Raw genomic sequence first — 17,444 nt, 5'->3', positions numbered from 1 at the left:
CGGCGGCGATCGCGGCGGCGGCTTCGGCGCTGGCGGCGGCGCAGCTCGCGGGGCAGGTCAGGTCATGGGCTCCGGCAGCGGTAAGGTGAAGTGGTTCAACGCCACCAAGGGTTTCGGCTTCATCCTGCCCGACGAGGGTGGGCCAGACATCTTCGTGCACGTCTCGGCGGTGGAGCGCGCCGGGCTGAACAGCCTGGATGAGGGGATGACCGTATCCTACGACCTGGAGCAGGACCGTCGCACCGGCAAGACTTCGGCCGGCAACCTTCGAGTCATTGGCTGATCCGGCGAGGCCGCTCTTGCGGCCTCTTCATCGTAGTTAGAGCGGCTCCGCCACGGCAGTGACGGAGCCGCTTTCTTGCCTACTTCTTGGCGGCTAGGATCATGTCGAGTCGCGCAGGCGTTCCCGCGATCCGCTCCAGGTGCGGGTAGCGCAGCCCCCCCGTGTAAGCGACCTGGACTGGGCGGACGTGGTCCCCGATTTTCACCAGGAGCTCCAGCTGGCCACCGGCCTTGATCGCGTCCTTCAGTTTGTCTCCGTCGTAGGATAGTCCATTCACGGCCAAGATCGTGGCGCCGCTGATCAGCCCTGCGTTGAAGGCCGGGCCGCCCCAGTGCACATCGGTCAGCTTGCCGTCTTTGTTGAGGATCACGCCCAGCGAGTAGCTGAGGTCCGTGATCTTGCGGCGCGCCTCATTGTCCTTGAAGAAGCCTGTCGGCGTGTCTGTGTAGACGAGCTTATATCCACCACGCGCCAGCCCATCGAGCGGCGCGCCCGGTCCGTGTCCGTCCAGCCGGGTGCGCAGGAACCTGGCCCAGTCATAGGGCGTCACTGCGTTCAGCCCCGCCACCACGTCCTCGAAGCTGTAGGTGTCAGTGACGTAGCTGCCGTCGCGCACCCCGAAGAAACCACGGGCGAAGTCGTCCAGGGACTTGCGGCCGCCGGTGCGTTCGCGGATCAGGGTGTCGGCGTCGAGCCAGATCAGCTGACCTTCGGAGTAGTAGTCTTCGCTCCGCTGCCAGCTGCGCCAGGACAGCGGCCGGCGCTCGGAGATGACGGGATCGTTGGTGGTGTCCTGCACTGCGCGCCATTGCCGCCCGATGCGCTCGTTGTAGGCCGCGGCTGTGGCGGCGATGGCGTCCAGCGCCTCCTGCTGCGTCCACAGCCCCGCGCGAGCGGCCAGCACATACCCCCAGTATTGCGTCTGGCCCTCATAGACCCAGAGCAGGGAATCGCGCATGGGCACGTTGAAGTTTGGAGTCCACAGATCCGCCGGGCGGCGGAACTTGCCGTTCCAGGAGTGGGTGAATTCGTGCGCAAGCAGGTCGCGCTCGCTGGCGGAGTGGGTCCAATCAGTGAAGTAGCCGGGCTCAGTTCCGTCCTCACTGGACCGGTGATGCTCCAGCCCCTCCCCGCCCATCTCGTCGCTGAGCCACAGCAGAAAGTCGTAGTGGTCGTAGTGGTGGGAGCCGTACAGCGCATAGGCTTGGCGGACCAGGCTGCGGTGCGCCTCGATCTGCTCAGGGCTGGCGGCGAGGTCGGCTTCACTGTCAGCGGCAATGTCCAAACGCACGGGCACGGGACTGTCGCTGATCGTCACCTGCTTGAAGTGGCGACCCGCCAGCAGCGGAGAGTCCACCAGCGTGTTGAGGGAAACGGGCGCGAAACTGACCGTGTCGCCGGCCCGGCTTGCTCCATCCAGGGCCGAGGCGAACTTCCAACCTGTCGGCAGGGTGACGCTCGGCCGGTAGGTGATGTCCCGCGAAAAATAGCCGGCGGGATAGAGCGCGACCGTGTTCCATTCCAGGTTCAGCATCTCGGGCGTGGCCATGATCCGCCCCACCCGGTCCTCAGTGGGCGTGAGATACTGATAGCGGAGCTCCAGGCTGGTTGCTCCCGCCGGCACGTCCACATGGAAGGCGTAGACGTCCACCGGATCGCGCGTCCACTCGAGGCGCTGGCCGTTGGCGGTGATCACCAGGCCCGCGAGCTGGTCCAGCGGACCGCTCGGCGAGTGGTTGCCGGGCAGCCACTTGGGATACAGCAGGACCATGGGACCAGGCCCCGCCACCGGGATCGTCTCGCGCACCTGATCGATGCGGCGGGTGACGTCGCTCGCGTCCACCTGCAGGGTGATCTGGCCCGGAAAGGCCATGTCCCGGGGCGCCTCGATCGACGGAGGCATGGGGCTGGGCTGTGGCTGGATGTCCTGGGCCCAGGCGGCGCCTGAGAGGGGCGCCAGAGCGCTTAGAGTAAGGAGGATACGCTTCATACGCCACTCGCGGCAAGATGCTCAGCACGGCGCCGAAGCCTGCAAGGAGGCCATACAGTTCAGCTTGGGTTCAGGAAAGAGCTGCCTATCTTAAAGATATCGCGTCGGCCGGCGTCGCCCGCAGCCCGGCGCCAGTGGAGTTGGACATGCGATTGAGAACCTTGGCGGCGTCAGTTTGCGCCTTGACGTTGATCATCCCGGCAGCAGCTTCCGCCCAGCGCGGCGGTGGCTTCCACGGAGGTGGAGGCTTCCACGGAGGCGGCTTCCATGGTGGCTACGGCGGCTATCATGGAGGATACGGCTACCGCGGAGGCTTCTACCGCGGCGGCTATGGCTTTGGCTACAGGGGCTTCTTCCCGTTCTACGGCTTCGGCCTGGGGTTCGGCTTGGCCTCGCTGTACGCCTACGACTTCTACTCTCCGTGGTACTACTACTATCCGTCGAGCTTCGGCTATGCGGACTATGGGTACGGCGGTTATGGCTATGGCGATGGCTACGATGGTGACGCCGGGCCAGCTTATGGCGGAGACGCCTGGTCGCAGGAGTCCGGGGCGCAGGCGGCGGCTCCGGCCATGGCCGCATCTTCAGGAGGCGTGCCTTGTGGCCGGTACGTCTGGAATGCGGCCCAGTCCCGTTATCACTGGGACGACAGCGGCTGCTGATCGGCTGACCCCAGCTGAGACCTAGAGCGGAACCGCGGCCGCACGGCTGCGCTTTCTTCCAGCGTCGGTGAGCGTCCTATGCCTCCATACAAGCTGGCGATAATCGGCTACGGCAAGATCGCGCAGGACCAGCACCTCCTCGCCATTCAGAGTTCGGGCGTCTTCGAGCTGGCGGCCGTGACCAGTGGTCACGCCAAGACCATCCCTGGTGTGGAAAAGGTGTTCTCCAAGGATGCGCAGATGTACGCCGAAGCGCCCGAGGTGGCGTGCGTCGCCATCTGCAGCGCTCCCGCGAAGCGTTTTGACGCTGCGCGCCGGGCCCTTCTCGCCGGCAAGCACGTGCTGCTGGAGAAGCCGCCCGCCGCCACCCTGGGTGAAGCTCGCGCCCTGGTGAACCTGGCGCAAAGCCATGGGCTGACGCTGTTCGGCGCCTGGCACGCGCGGGCGAACCCGGCTGTGGTCGAGGCGGCCGCCCGGCTGAAAGGCGAGCAGGTTGCGACTCTTTCGGTGACCTGGAAGGAGGATGTCCGCAAGTGGCATCCTGGACAGGAGTGGGTCTGGGACGCCGGCGGATTTGGAGTCTTCGACCCAGGAATCAACGCCCTGTCCATCGTCACGGCGATCCTGCCCGCCGAGGTGTTCGTGCGGACCGCCAAGCTCAGCATCCCTTCAAATCGACAGAGCCCGATCGCGGTCGAACTTGGCTTCGGGTCCGAACCGCCGGGCGACATCTTGACCGCGATCTTCGACTGGCGCCAGACCGGGCCGCAGACCTGGAACATAGAGATCCAGACCCGCTCAGGCAGGACGCTGCTACTGACCGAAGGCGGCGCGAAGCTGGAGGTCGATGGTCAGACGGTGAAGACCGCTCCGTCGAGGGAATATCCTGATCTCTACGCCCGCTTTGCCGAGCTTCTGGCGAAGGGGGCCTCCGATGCGGACCTCCGCCCACTGGAACTCGTCGCCGACGCCTTCATGTGTGGCGAACGCCAGCAGGTCGAGCCGTTCAGCTTCTGAGGCGATGGGCTATATCCGGTACTCTGAGAGCTGCTCAATCCCCGGCAGGTCTGCAGCTTCCAGCCTCAGCCGTGACTTCAGATGGGGCGCACGCTCCACATCGATCCGGTCCGCCAGCACCTGCAGGTAGAGCAGTTCCTCCTTCGACCGCAGGTCGAAGGCGTCGAACCGCCGTCGCCCTTCGGCGAACTCGCGATCGCTGAGCGCGGCGTCGGCCCGCCTGGCCCAAGGCGAGTCGGCCTGACTGGCGTCAAGCCCCGTGCCCTCGTTCATCGGCCGCTTGGTGCGGTCACGGATCGAGGCGGGCAGTTCGCCAGGATAGAAGTCGAACAGTGCGCGCAACGGCGCTTTGCCCACGCCCTCGGAGCTGACGAAGGCGCTCGCCTGGAGGGCCATCGCGTGGTTAACCACGTTAGGGTCGAGGAACGGCTCGCGGGCCTCCACCGCCCAACGCATGCTCGCCCGGTCCAGCCGCTGCAGGTTGCCGCGGTGCATGCCGCCAAGGCACTGGTCCCGCAAAGCCGCGCCGTGGGTCTCCCCCGCCATGAAGCCGAGTTCCAGCGGGCGGTAGCCCGCGAACAGTTCGTCAGCCCCCTCTCCGCACAAAGCCACTCGATAGCCGTCATGATGGACTTGACGGGAGAGCAGCCCGGTACAGTAACTGTCGCGCACCACCGCCGGCTCGAAGCTCTCGCAAAAGCGCACGGTGTCGGCAATCTGGGTGTCTATCCTGCTCGGTTCGTCAAAGGAGACAAGGCGCAGGTCCAGCCCGGTCAGCTCCGCATACGCCTGCGCAAAGCGGAAGTCCGGGGCGCTCTCATCACCCAGGAAGTAGCCAGGGACCTCATAACCGGCCCGCCGGACGTAGTGGGCGACCAGGGTGCTGTCTATTCCACCGCTGAACATCAAGGCGAAGGGCAGGTCCGGAGGGATGCGCCGCGCAACTGCCGCCGCCAGAATGGCGTCTAGAGCCCGAGGATCAGCTGCCCGCGACATGGGCTGGAGATCGGAGATCGCCGACTTGTAAGGCGAGCAGTAGCTCCCTGACAGCACATAGCCCGGCGGCAGCAGCATCACCTCGCCCGTTTCGACCACGTCGAGCAGCGGCGTCATCTCCGAGCAGAAAACGAAGCTTTCGCCCTGCTGGATCACGTAGAGCGGCTTGACTCCCAGCGGATCGCGCGCCGCGATGAAGGCGCCGGAGGCGGTGTCTACAGCCACGAAGGCGAACATGCCGTTCAGGCGCCGCAGCGCCTTTCCGCCCCAGATGCTGAGCGCGCACGCCAGCACCTCCGTATCGCTGTCGGTCGTAAAGCGGGCGCCCAACCCTTCAAGCTCACGCCGCAGTTGGCGGTGGTTGTAAATCTCCCCGTTCATGGCCACTGCGATGCGGTCGTCGAAAGAGAGCTGCGGCTGCACGCCTTGCACCCCGTCCACGACCCTGAGCCGACGTGTGGCCATGGCGATACGGGCTGCGGGTGAAGCGACAGGATCGCTGACGTCGCCCCGGTGTTCCAGTCCGGCGATCAGGCATGTGACGACGTCTGCAGCGTCCTCAATGCCGACGGCGACGGCGATTCCGCACATGCGGCGCACACTCCTGGGAGCAGCGGGGCTGCGCCTTGATGCGTACGGGAGCGCGATCAAGGTTTCCAGGTGGTTACATTATTCTAGCTTTCACCATGGCGACTGGACCGCGACCGGCGTTGCTCGCGCTTCCCCGGGTGGGCCCAGGATCACGGCCCCAGCGAGCGTCATGGCGCTGACGGCCGCGAACGCCGCGGCGCCTAACGCCGGCAAGACCGCCTCACGCCGCCCTGGCGGCTGCAGGTGCAACCGGGCGTCGTCGATGGACGGGCCAGCCTTCGCTCTCAGCATCAGCATGATTGCAGCAGTGGCGCCCCAAGCCGTTAACGCCCGGTGAGCAGCCGCTTGGAGCCTGGGCGACGAACGCCTAAGAACGGGGGACAAGCGCGCTCGGTCCCAATGATCCTGGTCATCGATAACTATGACAGTTTCACCTACAACCTCGTCCACTACCTTGAGGAGCTGGGCGCCGAGACCCTCGTGCGTCGCAACGATGCGCTGAGCGCGGAAGCTGCACTGGCGCTGCGGCCGGACGGCGTGCTGCTCTCGCCCGGCCCCTGCACGCCCAGCGAAGCAGGCGTTTGCCTGGCCCTGCTGGCCTCGGCGCCTGCAGACCTGCCGATCCTCGGCGTCTGCCTGGGCCACCAGGCCATCGGGCAGGCCTTCGGAGGCGAGGTCGTGCGCGCCCGGAGCCTCATGCATGGCAAGACTAGCCCCGTCCACCACACCGGGGAGGGCGTGTTTGAAGGCGCCGAGGACGGCTTTATAGCCGCCCGCTATCACAGCCTGGCGGTTCGACGGGACACCCTGCCGCCAGCGTTGCGGATCACTGCATGGACCGAGGACGGCGAGATCATGGGGCTGGCCCACGCCTCACGCCCAATCCACGGCGTGCAGTTCCACCCCGAATCCATCGCCACCCAAGGCGGCCGCCGCTTGCTGGCCAACTTCCTGTCCATGGCCGGCGGCCCGTCCCGCATCGCGAACGTTGCGTGAGCATAGCGTTCAAGCCGCTGCTCGCGCGGCTCGCCGACGGGGCGACCCTGTCGGAGCCGGACGCGGAGCAGTTCTTCACCGCCTGCCTGCAGGGCGAGGCCAGTCCCGCCCAGGTTGCAGCCGCGGTGACCGCCATGCGGCTGCGGGGCGAAACGGTCGGCGAGATCACCGCCTGCGCCAGGGCCATGCGCCGGTCAGCCACCCTACTGGACCACCCTTTCCAGGTGATCGACACCTGTGGCACCGGAGGCGACGGGGCGCACACCTTCAACATCTCCACCGCAGCCGCGCTCGTGGCCGCCGGCGGCGGGCTGAAGGTGGCCAAGCACGGCAATCGCGCCATGTCCTCGCGCTCCGGCTCCTCGGACGTGCTGGCCGCAATGGGCGTCAATCTCGCCGCAACGCCCGACCAGTCCCGGCGCGCGCTCGAAGAGGCCGGTGTCTGCTTCCTGTTCGCCCCCGTCCATCATGGGGCCATGCGCAATGTCACTTCCGTGCGCGCCGAACTTGGCTTCCGAACCGTGTTCAACCTGCTCGGTCCACTTTCCAACCCGGCCGGGGCGCAGCGCCAGGTGCTTGGCGTCTACGACCTGCGCCTGGTAGAGCCGATGGCGCGGGTGCTGGGAGCGCTGGGCAGCGAACGGGCCTGGGTGGTGCACGGTGCGGGCCTTGACGAGCTGACCACCACCGGCGCGACGGACATCGCGGAGTGGCGTGATGGGGCGGTGCGCCTGTTCCGCATCACGCCGGAAGCAGTGGGACTGCCGCGGGTCGCTCCCCAGGCCCTGCGTGGCGGTGACCCGGACGACAACGCGCGGGCGCTGCAGGCGCTGTTGGAGGGCGCGCCGGGGCCCTATCGCGACATCGTCCTGCTTAACGCCGCCGCCGCCTTCCTGGTGGCCGAGGTTGAGGAGACGCTGGAGGCCGGCCTGCGCCGCGCCGCCTCGGCCATCGACGAGGGGCGCGCCCGCATTGCCTTGGAGCGGCTCGTGACGATTACGAATTCGCTCGAGACCTTCGCGTGACCGACATCCTGGCCCACATCGCAGCCTACAAGCACCAGGACGTGGCTGAACGGAAGGTGCGCACGCCTCAGGGAGAGATCGAGCGGCTGGCCGTCGCGGCCCGCCCTGCCCGCGGATTTCGGGCGGCGCTCGCCATCACGCACGGTCTGGCTCTGATTGCCGAGATCAAGAAGGCGAGCCCCTCTAAGGGCCTGATCCGGGCGGATTTCGACCCGTCGGCGCTGGCCAGTGCCTATGCCGAGGGAGGCGCCACCTGCCTGTCGGTGCTGACCGACCAGCCGAGCTTCCAGGGCGAGGACGCCTATCTGGCTGCCGCGCGTGAGGCGGTAGGGCTGCCTGCGCTACGCAAGGACTTCCTGGTCGATCCCTGGCAGGTGGCCGAGTCCCGGGCGCTGGGCGCGGACTGCATCCTGGTCATCCTCGCCATGGTCGATGACGGCTTGGCGAGCCGACTGATGCTGGCAGCGCGGGATTTCGGCTTGGACGTCCTGGTGGAGGTGCATGACGAGGCGGAGCTGGCGCGCGCGGTCGCTCTCGGCTCCGACCTGATCGGCGTCAACAACCGCGACCTGCGGAGCTTCGTCACAGACCTGGCCGTGTTCGAACGCCTGGCTCCTCTCGCACCGTCGTCCGCGCTGCTGGTGGCCGAGAGCGGGATCGCCACGTCCGCCGATGCCGTCCGCCTTCAGGTCGCCGGTGCGCGCGCGCTGCTGGTGGGCGAGAGCCTAATGTGCCAGGCCGACGTGGCGAGGGCGACACGCAGGCTGATGGCCAGCTGAGCCGCGGTCAGTAGACCACCACGTGGCGGATGCTCTCGCCCACGTGTATCAATTCCAAACCCTTGTTGATCTCGTCCGGCTGAGGACACGGTGATCGTGCGGTTGATGACGATCTTGCCGTCCATCTACCGGTCCACGATCTTCGGCACGTCGGTACGCCCCTTGGCGCTGGCGAAGGCCGAGCCGCGCCAGTTGCGTCCGGTCACCAGCTGGACTGGCCAAGTGGCGATCCACCCCGGTGGGAGAAGCGTACAGTGTGCCTGGTGGTGGTCCGGCGATCTGGAGGCTAGAACCTCCAAGGGCCAGCCGAGGCTGCCGGGAGAGCCTGCATGGATGCGCTGAAGCAGGCCTTGAGACGCTTGGCGAAAGCTGTGGTGGTGATCACCAGCCGCTACGAGGGCCGGCGATACGCCATGGCGGCGACGGCGGTCAGCGAGCTGAGCTTCGACCCGCCCTCCATGCTCATCTGCGTCAATCGTACCGCCTCCCTCTATGCTCCGCTTGCGGGTGGAGCGCCCTTCGCAATCAACATCCTGCATCATTCGCAAAGCGATATCGCGGCCATCTGCGCGGGCCGGCTGAAGGGCGAGGCGCGGTTCGCGACGGGCGACTGGCCCGAGACCGACCTCGCCGTCCCCCGACTTGGCGCAGCGCAGGCAAGCATAGTGTGCCGCAACGTCAAGCAGGTCGACTATGGCACTCATGGCATCTTCATCGGCGATGTGGTCGAAGTGTACATGGAAGGGCTGGCCGAGCCCCTGGTCTACGTCGATGGCCGCTACACCCGCGCCATGGACGCGGACGCCACGATCATCTGATAGCGACGGCCGCTGGCGGCGGGCCAGCCTGTCGCAGGTTGTGGAGCATAGGCGTCTTCTGGCAGCTCGCGTCCAGGCGCGCATGTCCGGCGGCCGGCTGGCCGCCTTTAATGCACGTAGGAGCCGGCGTTGATGTCGATCGTCGTCCCGGTCGCATGATCGGCGAGGCCGCTGGCCAGGAAAACCAGCATAGGCGCGATGTCGCCCGGCTCAGTCAGGCGCGACAGGGCGATGTCGCTGGAGGCGTAGGCTTCCCCGTACTGGTCGATGAAGTCCTGGGCCATCTCGGTCCGAGTGAAGCCTGGCGCCACGTCGAAGGCCACGATCCCCTGCTTGCCGAACCCGCGCGCAATGGAGCGGGTCAGCGCCACCCCTCCACCCTTGGAGGCGGCATAGGCCATGTAGTCCGGCGTATCGCCCCGGAAGGCAGCCCGAGAGCTGATGTTGATGATCCGGCCACCTCCCTGTGACTGGAAGTGGCCGATGGCCGCCCGGCAGAGCAGCCCCATCGCGGTCAGGTTCACCGCCATAGTGCGTGTCCAGGCGTCTAGCCATGCCGCCTCTTCACCTGCCACCGGCGCAGCCATCGCGACGCCGGCATTGTTCACCAGCACGTCGACCCGACCGAACCGGGCCACCACCGCATCCCATAGCGGCGTACAGGCCTCCGGGTCGCTGAGCTCGGCCTTGAAGGCCTCTGCACCGCCGCCCACCTCCGCCGCCAGCGCCTGGGCGACGTGCAGATTGCGCCCGCAGTGCACCGCCACCCGCGCGCCGGACGCAGCGAACGCCCGCACCGCCGCCGCTCCGATCCCGCGGCTACCGCCGGTGATCAGGACGGTCTTGGAGCTGAGATCGATGCGCATGGAACCTCTGCGGTCGGACCTGCCTGCGTGTGTCGAGACCGGCTCTCAGCGAAGCCTTACTCAACATGATGCAGAGTTGTGCAAGCCTACACGCCGTCATCCTGAAAAACCTTCGGCGGGTATCTCTGAGGAGGCGTCCCATCCGTGCTCACGTCCCCCGCGGCTTCGCCCGAGTTGTAGGAGCGGCATTTGACGGGTCTTCCGGCCAGGGGTGTCGGGGGTAGCGTCCCTTCATCTCGGATCGGACAGCGTTCCAAGATCCCGCCCAGAACCCCGGGAGGTCGCGAGTGACCTGCACGGGGCGGCGCGCCGGCGACAGCAGGGCCAGGGTCAGGGACACGCGACCTTGAGCCACCGTCGGGTGCGCCTTCATGCCGAACAGCTCCTGCACCCGCGCCTCCACCCGCGGGCCGCCTTCGGCCGCATAGTCGATCGATGGGCTGGAGCCGGTGGGAAGCGTCAGCCGCACCGGCGCCTCAACGTCCAACCGTCGCTGGTGGGCGTAGTCGACGCCCGCCATGATCGCCTGATGCACATCGCCGGGCGCAAGATCGGCCAGTCGGCTGACCCTGCCGAGCTGTTCGCCGAGCCAATCCTCCGCCGTGGCCAGCAGGGTGGCGTCCGAAAGGTCGGGCCAGCCGCCCTCAGGATCGAGCCTAGCCAGGAAGGCGATGCGGTCTCGCAGGCGCTGGGTGTCTTCGCCGAGCGGCAGGGCCATAAGTCCCTGCGACCGCAGGTGCTGGGCCAAGGCGTCGCACAGCACATCCGGCGACGGCTGGTCGAGCCGGCGCTGGTCGAGCACCAGTGTCCCCAGACGGCGCATGCGGCGCGCTCGGACCCGGCCGTCCGGATCGACTTCGGTGCGGGTCTCCTCGACGATCTTCTCGGCAAACGCCTGCTCGAGCTCCGCCCGATCGATGCGCGCGGCGAGCCGCACCCGGTCGCTGGCGGCGCCCCCGCCGAGCTCACCCACCGCCAGCCAGGGCTCCCGCGCCAGGGCGTCTGAGGGATCGACGCGCACCGCCCGGCCTGTGGTCAGGTTGAACACGCCGTCGGCGCCTCTCGCCTTTGCGATCCGCTCTGGGTAGGCCAAGGCCAGCAGGACACCGTCGCTGACGGGACCGCCCCGCCCGTCCGCGGTCCCCGCCGAGGCCTGGCGCGCCTGCCGCTCCGCAAGGGCGCGGCCTTCGCGGGCGCGTGCGGAGCCGTCAAGGGCGAAGTGCCCCAACCGCTCGTCGAGATCGACCGACTCGCCCCCGAGCCCCCGTTCGGTCAGGAGCATGGCTATGTGGGCGGCCCGCCGGGCGGTCCCCAACTCCGCGCCGCGCACCATCAGGTGCGCTAGCCGTGGCGGCGCGGGCAGCGCCGCCAGGCGGCGTCCATGCCCAGTCAGCTCGCCTGCCTCGTCCAGGGCGCCGAGGTCCTGCAGCAAGCGGCGCGCCTCGGAGAAAGCCGCCGGCGGTGGCGGATCGAGCAGCGCCAATCCCGTAGTGGACTTCGCGCCCCACTGGGCCAGTGTCAGGGCGAAACCCGACAGGTCGCTATCCAGGATTTCCGGTCGCCCGAAGGCGGTCAGGGCGCGGGTCTCCGCCTCATCCCAGAGCCGGTAGCAGACCCCAGGCTGGGTGCGGCCGGCGCGGCCGCGGCGCTGGTCGGCGCTCGCGCGGCTCACCCGCACGGTGGCCAGCCGGGTCAGCCCGCTGGCCGGATCGAAGCGCGGCACGCGCGAGACGCCGCCGTCCACCACCACCCGCACACCCTCAAGCGTCAGGCTGGTCTCCGCAATGGAGGTCGCCAGGACCACCTTGCGCATACCTGCTGGAGCGGGCGCGATGGCGCGATCCTGAGCCTCGGGCGAGAGCGCGCCATACAACGGGTGGACCTGCACGTCGGCCCGTCCCGCCAGCCGTTCCGCCAGCGTCGCCTCCACCCGATGGATCTCCGCCGCTCCAGGGAGGAAGGCCAGAACACCGCCGGACTCCTCGGCTAATGCGGTGAGCACCGCACGCGCCACCTGAGGCTCCAGACGGGCGGCCGGATCACGGCCCAGATAGCGGGTCTCAACCGGAAAGGCGCGGCCGAGGCTCTCCACCACCGGCGCATCGCCGAGCAGGGCCGACACCCGCGCCCCGTCGAGCGTTGCGGACATCACCAGGAGGCGCAGGTTCTCACGAAGCAGGCTCTGCGCCTCGCGGGCCAGCGCAAGCCCGAGGTCCGCGTCCAGGCTGCGCTCGTGGAATTCGTCGAACAGGACCGCAGCCACGCCTTCGAGACTTGGGTCGTCCAGGATCATGCGGGTGAACACGCCTTCGGTGACCACCTCGATGCGCGTATGAGCCGAGACCCTGGCGTCCAGCCGCACCCTGTAGCCGACCGTGCGGCCCACCGGCTCGGCCAAGCTCCCAGCCATGCGGTCCGCCGCGGCGCGCGCGGCGAGACGACGGGGCTCCAGCACCAGGATGCGTCCGTTTTCTCGCCAGGCAGCCTCCAACAACGCCAGCGGGACCACGGTGGTCTTGCCGGCGCCTGGTGGTGCGACGAGCACCGCGGCGTTGCGCGCCTGAAGCATCACCTGAAGCTTGGGCAGGATGTGATGGATCGGCAGCATGTCATGCGGTCTCAAGCTGGCCGGGGCGCAAACGCCGCGCCCCGTTGCACCTGGCAAGCACCCTCTCTAACGTCTCACCCAAGCCGACGCAGTCCAAGGCGTCGACATGGGGACAAAGCGGCAGATGGCGTCGATCACCGTGGGCCGCACCAATCGGCTCACCCTCAAGAAGTCCATCGCTCAGATCCAGGCCGAGGCCGCACACCACGGCCTGAAGCGTACCCTGGGAGCCTTCAACTTGGTGAGCCTGGGCGTCGGCTGCATCATCGGGGCCGGCATCTTCGTGCTGACCGGTCAAGTCGCCTCCGCCAATGCAGGGCCGGCCATCCTGCTGTCCTTCCTAGTGGCGGGCACGGCCTGCGCCTTCGCCGGCCTCTGCTATGCGGAGCTGTCGGCTGCGATGCCGGTGTCGGGCTCGGCTTACACCTACGCCTACGGGACGCTTGGGGAGGTGTTCGCCTGGGTGATGGGCTGGCTGCTGGTGCTCGAGTACGGGGTCGCCGCCGCGGTGGTCGCCGTCGGCTGGTCGGGCAACACCATCTCGCTCCTGCATGATCTGGGCATCAACTTCCCCAACATCCTGGTCGGCGGCCACATGGCGCCGGCCTTCGCGACGCCGCTGGTCCAGGCCCTGCCGGACGCGCTCGGCCACCTCAGCTTCCAGATGACCGGTACCTTGAACCTGCTGGCGACCGTCGGCATCCTTGCGGTGACCGGGCTGCTGGTCCTGGGCGTGAGCGAGTCCGCCAAGGTCAACAACGTCATCGTGGTCATAAAGGTGGTGGTGCTTCTGGCCTTCATCGGGATCGGCGTCTCCTACATCAACCCGGCCAACTGGCATCCCTTCCTCCCCAAGAACACGACCGGCGCCTTCGGCGACTTCGGCTGGTCCGGCGTGCTGCGGGGAGGAGCGATCATCTTCTTCGCTTATGTGGGTTTTGAGGCGGTCTCCACGGCGGCTGCAGAGGCCCGTAACCCGAGCCGGGACGTGCCCATCGGCATCCTGGGCTCGCTGTTCATCTGCACCCTGATCTACATGGCCGTGGCGGCGGTGATGACTGGAGTCGTTCCCTACAAGCAGCTGGCCGATCCGGCGCCGATCGCTGTGGCCATCGACCGGATGAATCCCACCTGGGCCATCGTGCCCTTCGGCGGCAACGCCGCAGGCCAGCTCAATCTGGTGGCGCTGGCGATCAAGGTGGGCGCGTTCACCGGCCTGTCGTCGGTCATGCTGGTGCTCACCTACGCCCAGACGCGAATCTTCTACACCATGGCTCGGGACGGCCTGCTGCCCCGCGTGTTCGCCGTGGTTCACGCCAGGTTCCGCACGCCCTGGATCGGCACCCTCCTGCTTGGCGGCTCCATCGCGGCGGTATCGGCCTTCCTGCCCATCGACGTGCTGAGCGACCTTGTGTCGCTGGGCACCGCGCTGGCCTTCTCCATCGTCTGCCTGTCGGTGATCTACCTGCGCCGCCGCCACCCGGACATGCACCGGCCCTTCCGGGTGCCGGGAGGGATCGCGACCGCAGTGCTTGGAATCATCTTCTGCCTGGCGCTGGCCGTCTTCAACCTTCTGCCGATGGTGCAGAAGGCGCTCAGCGGCGAGCCATTGCCGCTGGAGATCATCGTCGGGTACTGCCTGGTCGGCGCAGCGATCTATGCTGGCTATGGCTACCGGAACTCCCGCCTGGCGAAGGGGCTGGACGTGCTGGACATCGGCCCAGGACCGAACGAGGCGATCGCGCCCGGGCATGGCGATACCTTGAACCAGTAGGATACGACCTGCGCTCTTCGACGCGTGTGTCGAGGCGGACATCGCGCCGCCTACTTCCGCTGGCATGCTGAGATCATGAGCCTCGCCATGTCTGACACCGACCTGGAAGCCGCCGGGGCCTGCGGCCGCATCATCGTGGTGGACGATGATCCCGGCATTCGCGACGTCGTGGCCGAGTTCCTGGGTCGTCACGGCTTCGAGGTGGAGACCGCAGCCGACGCCACGGAGCTCAACCGGCTGATGACGCTCGGCCAGCCTGACCTGGTCGTGCTCGACGTTATGCTTCCGGGCGAGGATGGCCTGCACATCTGTCGTCGCCTGTCCTCAGCAGAGGGCCCAGCGGTGATCATGTTGAGCGCCATGGGCGAGGAGACCGACCGGATTGTCGGCCTGGAGCTCGGCGCCGACGACTACCTGCCCAAGCCCTGCAACCCGCGCGAGCTCCTGGCCCGGGTGCGCGCCGTGCTGCGCCGCCGCGGCGAGCGGCCGGATCCCGCAGCCCACATGGGCGCGCGTTGCGAGTTCAACGGCTGGCGGCTGGACATGGTGCGGCGGGAGCTGCGCGCCCCTGAGGGCGTGATCGTCAACCTATCGGGTGGCGAGTTCTCCCTGCTTCGATCCTTCGTGGAGCATCCCCAGCGGGTGCTGACCCGCGACCAACTGCTCGACTTCGCCCGCGGCCCGGATAGCGACGCGTACGATCGCGCGATCGACGTACAGATCAGCCGGTTGCGCCGCAAGCTGGACGATGGCGGCGGCTCGGAGCTGATCCGCACCATCCGCAACGAGGGCTACATGTTCATGGCCAAGGTCGCGCGGCGGTGACTGGCGCGGCCGCGCGCCCGGACGGTTCAAGGTCGCCTGGGTTTAGACCCTCGCTGTTCGTCCAGGTGCTCACACTGGTGCTGGTCAGCCTGGTGGCGGCTCAGGCCGTGAACCTGGCCATCATCTTCAGCCTGCCTCCGCCGCAGCCTATCCTCTTCCGGGTCAGCGACATCGTGTCGGCGCTGCAAGGCGATCCGACGCTCTCGGCGGAGGGTGTGCCCCTAACCCTTCAGGTGGTCGACCACCCTCCTCCGACCTACTTCGTAGGCCATCAGGCGCTGGACGCCCTGGCCGACATCCAGCGGCGCATGAACCTTGGCCCGCAGGACGTGGTGGTCTCGCGCGAACCCCTGCCCTTCGGCCTGGGACCGCCCCGGGGTGGCCCGGGTCCGCACCTGCACCCGCGAGACGAGCACCTGTTGATGGCGCCGTTCAAGGTGGCCGTTAAGCGGGCGGACGGTCACTGGCTGGTGGCCATGGCGCGCGAGCGCGTCCCCACCGCATGGCAGCGGCGCATCCTGCTCTGGTTCGTGCTCAGCGCGGCTGCGCTTGCGCCGATCGCCTACCTGTTCGCCCGCAGGCTCGCCGCGCCGATTGGAGGTTTCGCGGCGGCGGCCGAAAGGCTCGGGCGGGACCCCCGGGCTTCGCCTCTCCGCCTCCGGGGACCGCCGGAGGTGCAGCAGGCGGCCAATGCCTTCAACGACATGCAGGAGCGCCTGCGTCGCTACGTCGACGATCGGACGGCCATGGTGGGGGCGGTGGCCCATGACCTCCGCACGCCCCTGACGCGCCTGCGTTTCCGGGTGGAAGGCGCGCCGCCGGGCCTTCGCGAGAAGATGATCGCTGACGTGGACCAGATGGACACCATGATATCGTCGGCTCTCGCCTTCGTGCGCGACGCGACCCAGCCCTGCGAACGATCCCGCCTCGAACTCTCCTCTCTGGTGGACAGCGTCGCGGTGGAGATGGCGGAGACAGGGCTGGATGTCAGCGCCGACAGTCCGGCGCCCGTCGTGATCAATGGCGATCCGGTGGCCTTGCGCCGGCTCGTCGCCAACCTGCTCGACAATGCGGTAAAATTCGGCTCGTGCGCTCGAGCCCGCGTCTACCACGAAGGCGGCGCGGCGGTGATCGAGGTGGATGACGACGGTCCAGGGATCGCCGAGGCCGACCGTGAGCGGGTGTTCGAGCCGTTCCATCGAGGCGAGCCCTCCCGCTCCCGCGAAACCGGTGGTGCGGGTCTAGGTCTTGCGGTGGTCCGCTCAGTGGCCAGGGCCCACGGAGGCGAGGCCGCACTCGTCAACCGGAACGGCGGCGGCTTGCGCGCCTGCGCCCGGTTGCCCCTCTGACCCGTGCCAGGCCTGATCGTTCCGTCAGGCTTGCCTCGGCGGCCTCGCCGCACCTAGATCGGCTGATGCTCGCCCTTCTAAAGCGCTCAGTTCTCATCCTGGCCTGTTCGACGCTCTGCGCCTGCGCCAGCGACGAAGGCGCTCCATCGGGGGGCGGGCCGGGCTTGAGCGGCGACGAACGGGGCGATGGTCATGGGAGCGGTGCGCCCCGCAGGCTCCCCAACATCTTCATCAGTCCCGCCGGAGAACCGTTCCGCGCCGCGCAGGAAGCGCCCTATCCGGTCGTGGCATGGTTCAGACGGGCTGACGCCGATCATGACGGCCGGCTCACCCGCGACGAGTTCCGGGCCGACGCCCTCGGCTTCTTCGGCAAGCTCGATATGAACAACGACGGCATTATCGATGGCGCTGAACTGGCCCGATACGAACAGGAGGTCGCGCCGGAGATCCTCCCCAAGATCGAAAGCCTTCATGCCGACGAGGGCATGGATCCGAGCCTCACCTTCGGCGACCCGCGGAATACGGACAACAGGCCGGACGACTCTCGTCCGCATCGGCGAGGCGAAGCCCGAGCTCCGGCCCCGGCGAGAGGCATCGGCGTACAGGGCGCGGCTGTCTATTCCCTGATCAACGCGCCCGAACCAGTGGCGGCTGCGGATACCGAGTTCAACGGCCGCATCACCCGCGCCGAATTCGCCGCTGCGGCGGATCGCAGGTTCGATCTCCTGGACAAGACATCAGCCGGATACCTGACCGAGGCCGCCTTGCCCAAGACGCCGCTCCAGACCGCAATCCTGAAGCGTGAGAAGCAGGCCGCGAAACGGCGGGCCGAGCAGCCGCCTGTACCGCCGCCATAGGCGCACCG

The 17,444-nt window shown here is 67.9% G+C and carries 15 protein-coding genes; 11 read left to right on the top strand and 4 right to left on the bottom strand.

The genetic code is table 11. From position 1 onward, the window contains the following. Positions 1-64: 64 nt before the first annotated feature. Positions 65-283 carry a cold-shock protein gene (locus HUV06_RS01980; RefSeq protein ID WP_174299593.1) on the top strand — a complete coding sequence of 73 codons (219 nt, stop codon included), beginning with the start codon at positions 65-67 and terminating at the stop codon, positions 281-283. Between the two features lie 79 nt (positions 284-362). Here the strand turns inward: HUV06_RS01980 and HUV06_RS01975 are convergent, their stop codons facing one another. Continuing rightward, the gene (locus HUV06_RS01975; protein ID WP_174299588.1) at positions 363-2,273 is read right to left on the bottom strand and encodes a M61 family metallopeptidase; all 1,911 of its coding nucleotides are present in this window, start codon (positions 2,271-2,273) and stop codon (positions 363-365) included. 182 nt (positions 2,274-2,455) lie between these two features. Here HUV06_RS01975 and HUV06_RS15950 point away from each other — a divergent pair, with 182 nt between their 5' ends. Together HUV06_RS15950 and HUV06_RS01965 are read left to right on the top strand one after the other, a co-directional pair. Next, on the top strand, positions 2,456-2,935 hold the full coding sequence (locus HUV06_RS15950; RefSeq protein WP_217433591.1) for a hypothetical protein: 480 nt from the start codon (positions 2,456-2,458) through the stop codon (positions 2,933-2,935). 78 nt (positions 2,936-3,013) lie between these two features. Further along, the gene (locus HUV06_RS01965) at positions 3,014-3,952 is read left to right on the top strand and encodes a Gfo/Idh/MocA family protein (RefSeq protein ID WP_174299587.1); all 939 of its coding nucleotides are present in this window, start codon (positions 3,014-3,016) and stop codon (positions 3,950-3,952) included. 9 nt (positions 3,953-3,961) lie between these two features. Here the strand turns inward: HUV06_RS01965 and HUV06_RS01960 are convergent, their stop codons facing one another. After that, on the bottom strand, positions 3,962-5,539 hold the full coding sequence (locus HUV06_RS01960; RefSeq protein ID WP_174299586.1) for an asparagine synthetase B: 1,578 nt from the start codon (positions 5,537-5,539) through the stop codon (positions 3,962-3,964). A gap of 399 nt (positions 5,540-5,938) precedes the next feature. On the opposite strand from HUV06_RS01960, the gene HUV06_RS01955 reads away from it, so the two are divergent. The 4 genes from HUV06_RS01955 to HUV06_RS01940 all read left to right on the top strand — a co-directional run bounded on the left by HUV06_RS01955 (position 5,939) and on the right by HUV06_RS01940 (position 9,157). Next, complete coding sequence (locus HUV06_RS01955) at positions 5,939-6,535, top strand: aminodeoxychorismate/anthranilate synthase component II (RefSeq protein WP_174299585.1); 597 nt, start codon at positions 5,939-5,941, stop codon at positions 6,533-6,535. Next, on the top strand, positions 6,532-7,560 hold the full coding sequence (trpD, locus tag HUV06_RS01950) for an anthranilate phosphoribosyltransferase (protein ID WP_174299584.1): 1,029 nt from the start codon (positions 6,532-6,534) through the stop codon (positions 7,558-7,560). The genes HUV06_RS01955 and trpD overlap by 4 nt, the downstream gene beginning before the upstream one ends. Then, positions 7,557-8,339 carry an indole-3-glycerol phosphate synthase TrpC gene (gene trpC / locus HUV06_RS01945; RefSeq protein ID WP_174299583.1) on the top strand — a complete coding sequence of 261 codons (783 nt, stop codon included), beginning with the start codon at positions 7,557-7,559 and terminating at the stop codon, positions 8,337-8,339. The genes trpD and trpC overlap by 4 nt, the downstream gene beginning before the upstream one ends. A 329-nt stretch (positions 8,340-8,668) precedes the next feature. Beyond that, positions 8,669-9,157: a flavin reductase family protein gene (locus tag HUV06_RS01940; protein WP_174299582.1), complete on the top strand. Its 489-nt coding sequence runs from the start codon at positions 8,669-8,671 to the stop codon at positions 9,155-9,157. A gap of 107 nt (positions 9,158-9,264) precedes the next feature. Here HUV06_RS01940 and HUV06_RS01935 read toward each other — a convergent pair whose 3' ends face one another. Together HUV06_RS01935 and hrpB are read right to left on the bottom strand one after the other, a co-directional pair. After that, positions 9,265-10,023 carry an SDR family NAD(P)-dependent oxidoreductase gene (locus HUV06_RS01935; RefSeq protein WP_174299581.1) on the bottom strand — a complete coding sequence of 253 codons (759 nt, stop codon included), beginning with the start codon at positions 10,021-10,023 and terminating at the stop codon, positions 9,265-9,267. A 148-nt stretch (positions 10,024-10,171) separates the two neighbouring features. Continuing rightward, positions 10,172-12,631: an ATP-dependent helicase HrpB gene (gene hrpB / locus HUV06_RS01930; RefSeq protein ID WP_174299580.1), complete on the bottom strand. Its 2,460-nt coding sequence runs from the start codon at positions 12,629-12,631 to the stop codon at positions 10,172-10,174. Positions 12,632-12,755: 124 nt separating this feature from the next. Between hrpB and HUV06_RS01925 the strand changes: the two genes are divergently transcribed. From HUV06_RS01925 to HUV06_RS01910, 4 genes are all read left to right on the top strand, one after another. Next, complete coding sequence (locus HUV06_RS01925; protein WP_174299579.1) at positions 12,756-14,405, top strand: amino acid permease; 1,650 nt, start codon at positions 12,756-12,758, stop codon at positions 14,403-14,405. Between the two features lie 75 nt (positions 14,406-14,480). Further along, on the top strand, positions 14,481-15,230 hold the full coding sequence (locus HUV06_RS01920; protein WP_174299578.1) for a response regulator: 750 nt from the start codon (positions 14,481-14,483) through the stop codon (positions 15,228-15,230). A gap of 77 nt (positions 15,231-15,307) precedes the next feature. Continuing rightward, complete coding sequence (locus HUV06_RS01915) at positions 15,308-16,579, top strand: ATP-binding protein (RefSeq protein ID WP_254600830.1); 1,272 nt, start codon at positions 15,308-15,310, stop codon at positions 16,577-16,579. A 65-nt stretch (positions 16,580-16,644) separates the two neighbouring features. Next, on the top strand, positions 16,645-17,436 hold the full coding sequence (locus HUV06_RS01910; protein WP_174299577.1) for a hypothetical protein: 792 nt from the start codon (positions 16,645-16,647) through the stop codon (positions 17,434-17,436). The last annotated feature ends 8 nt before the right edge of the window (positions 17,437-17,444 follow it).

This window comes from Caulobacter sp. S45, assembly GCF_903642205.1.
Classification (GTDB): Bacteria; Pseudomonadota; Alphaproteobacteria; order Caulobacterales; family Caulobacteraceae; genus CAHJWH01.
This window is presented reverse-complemented; position numbering and strand designations above follow the sequence as displayed.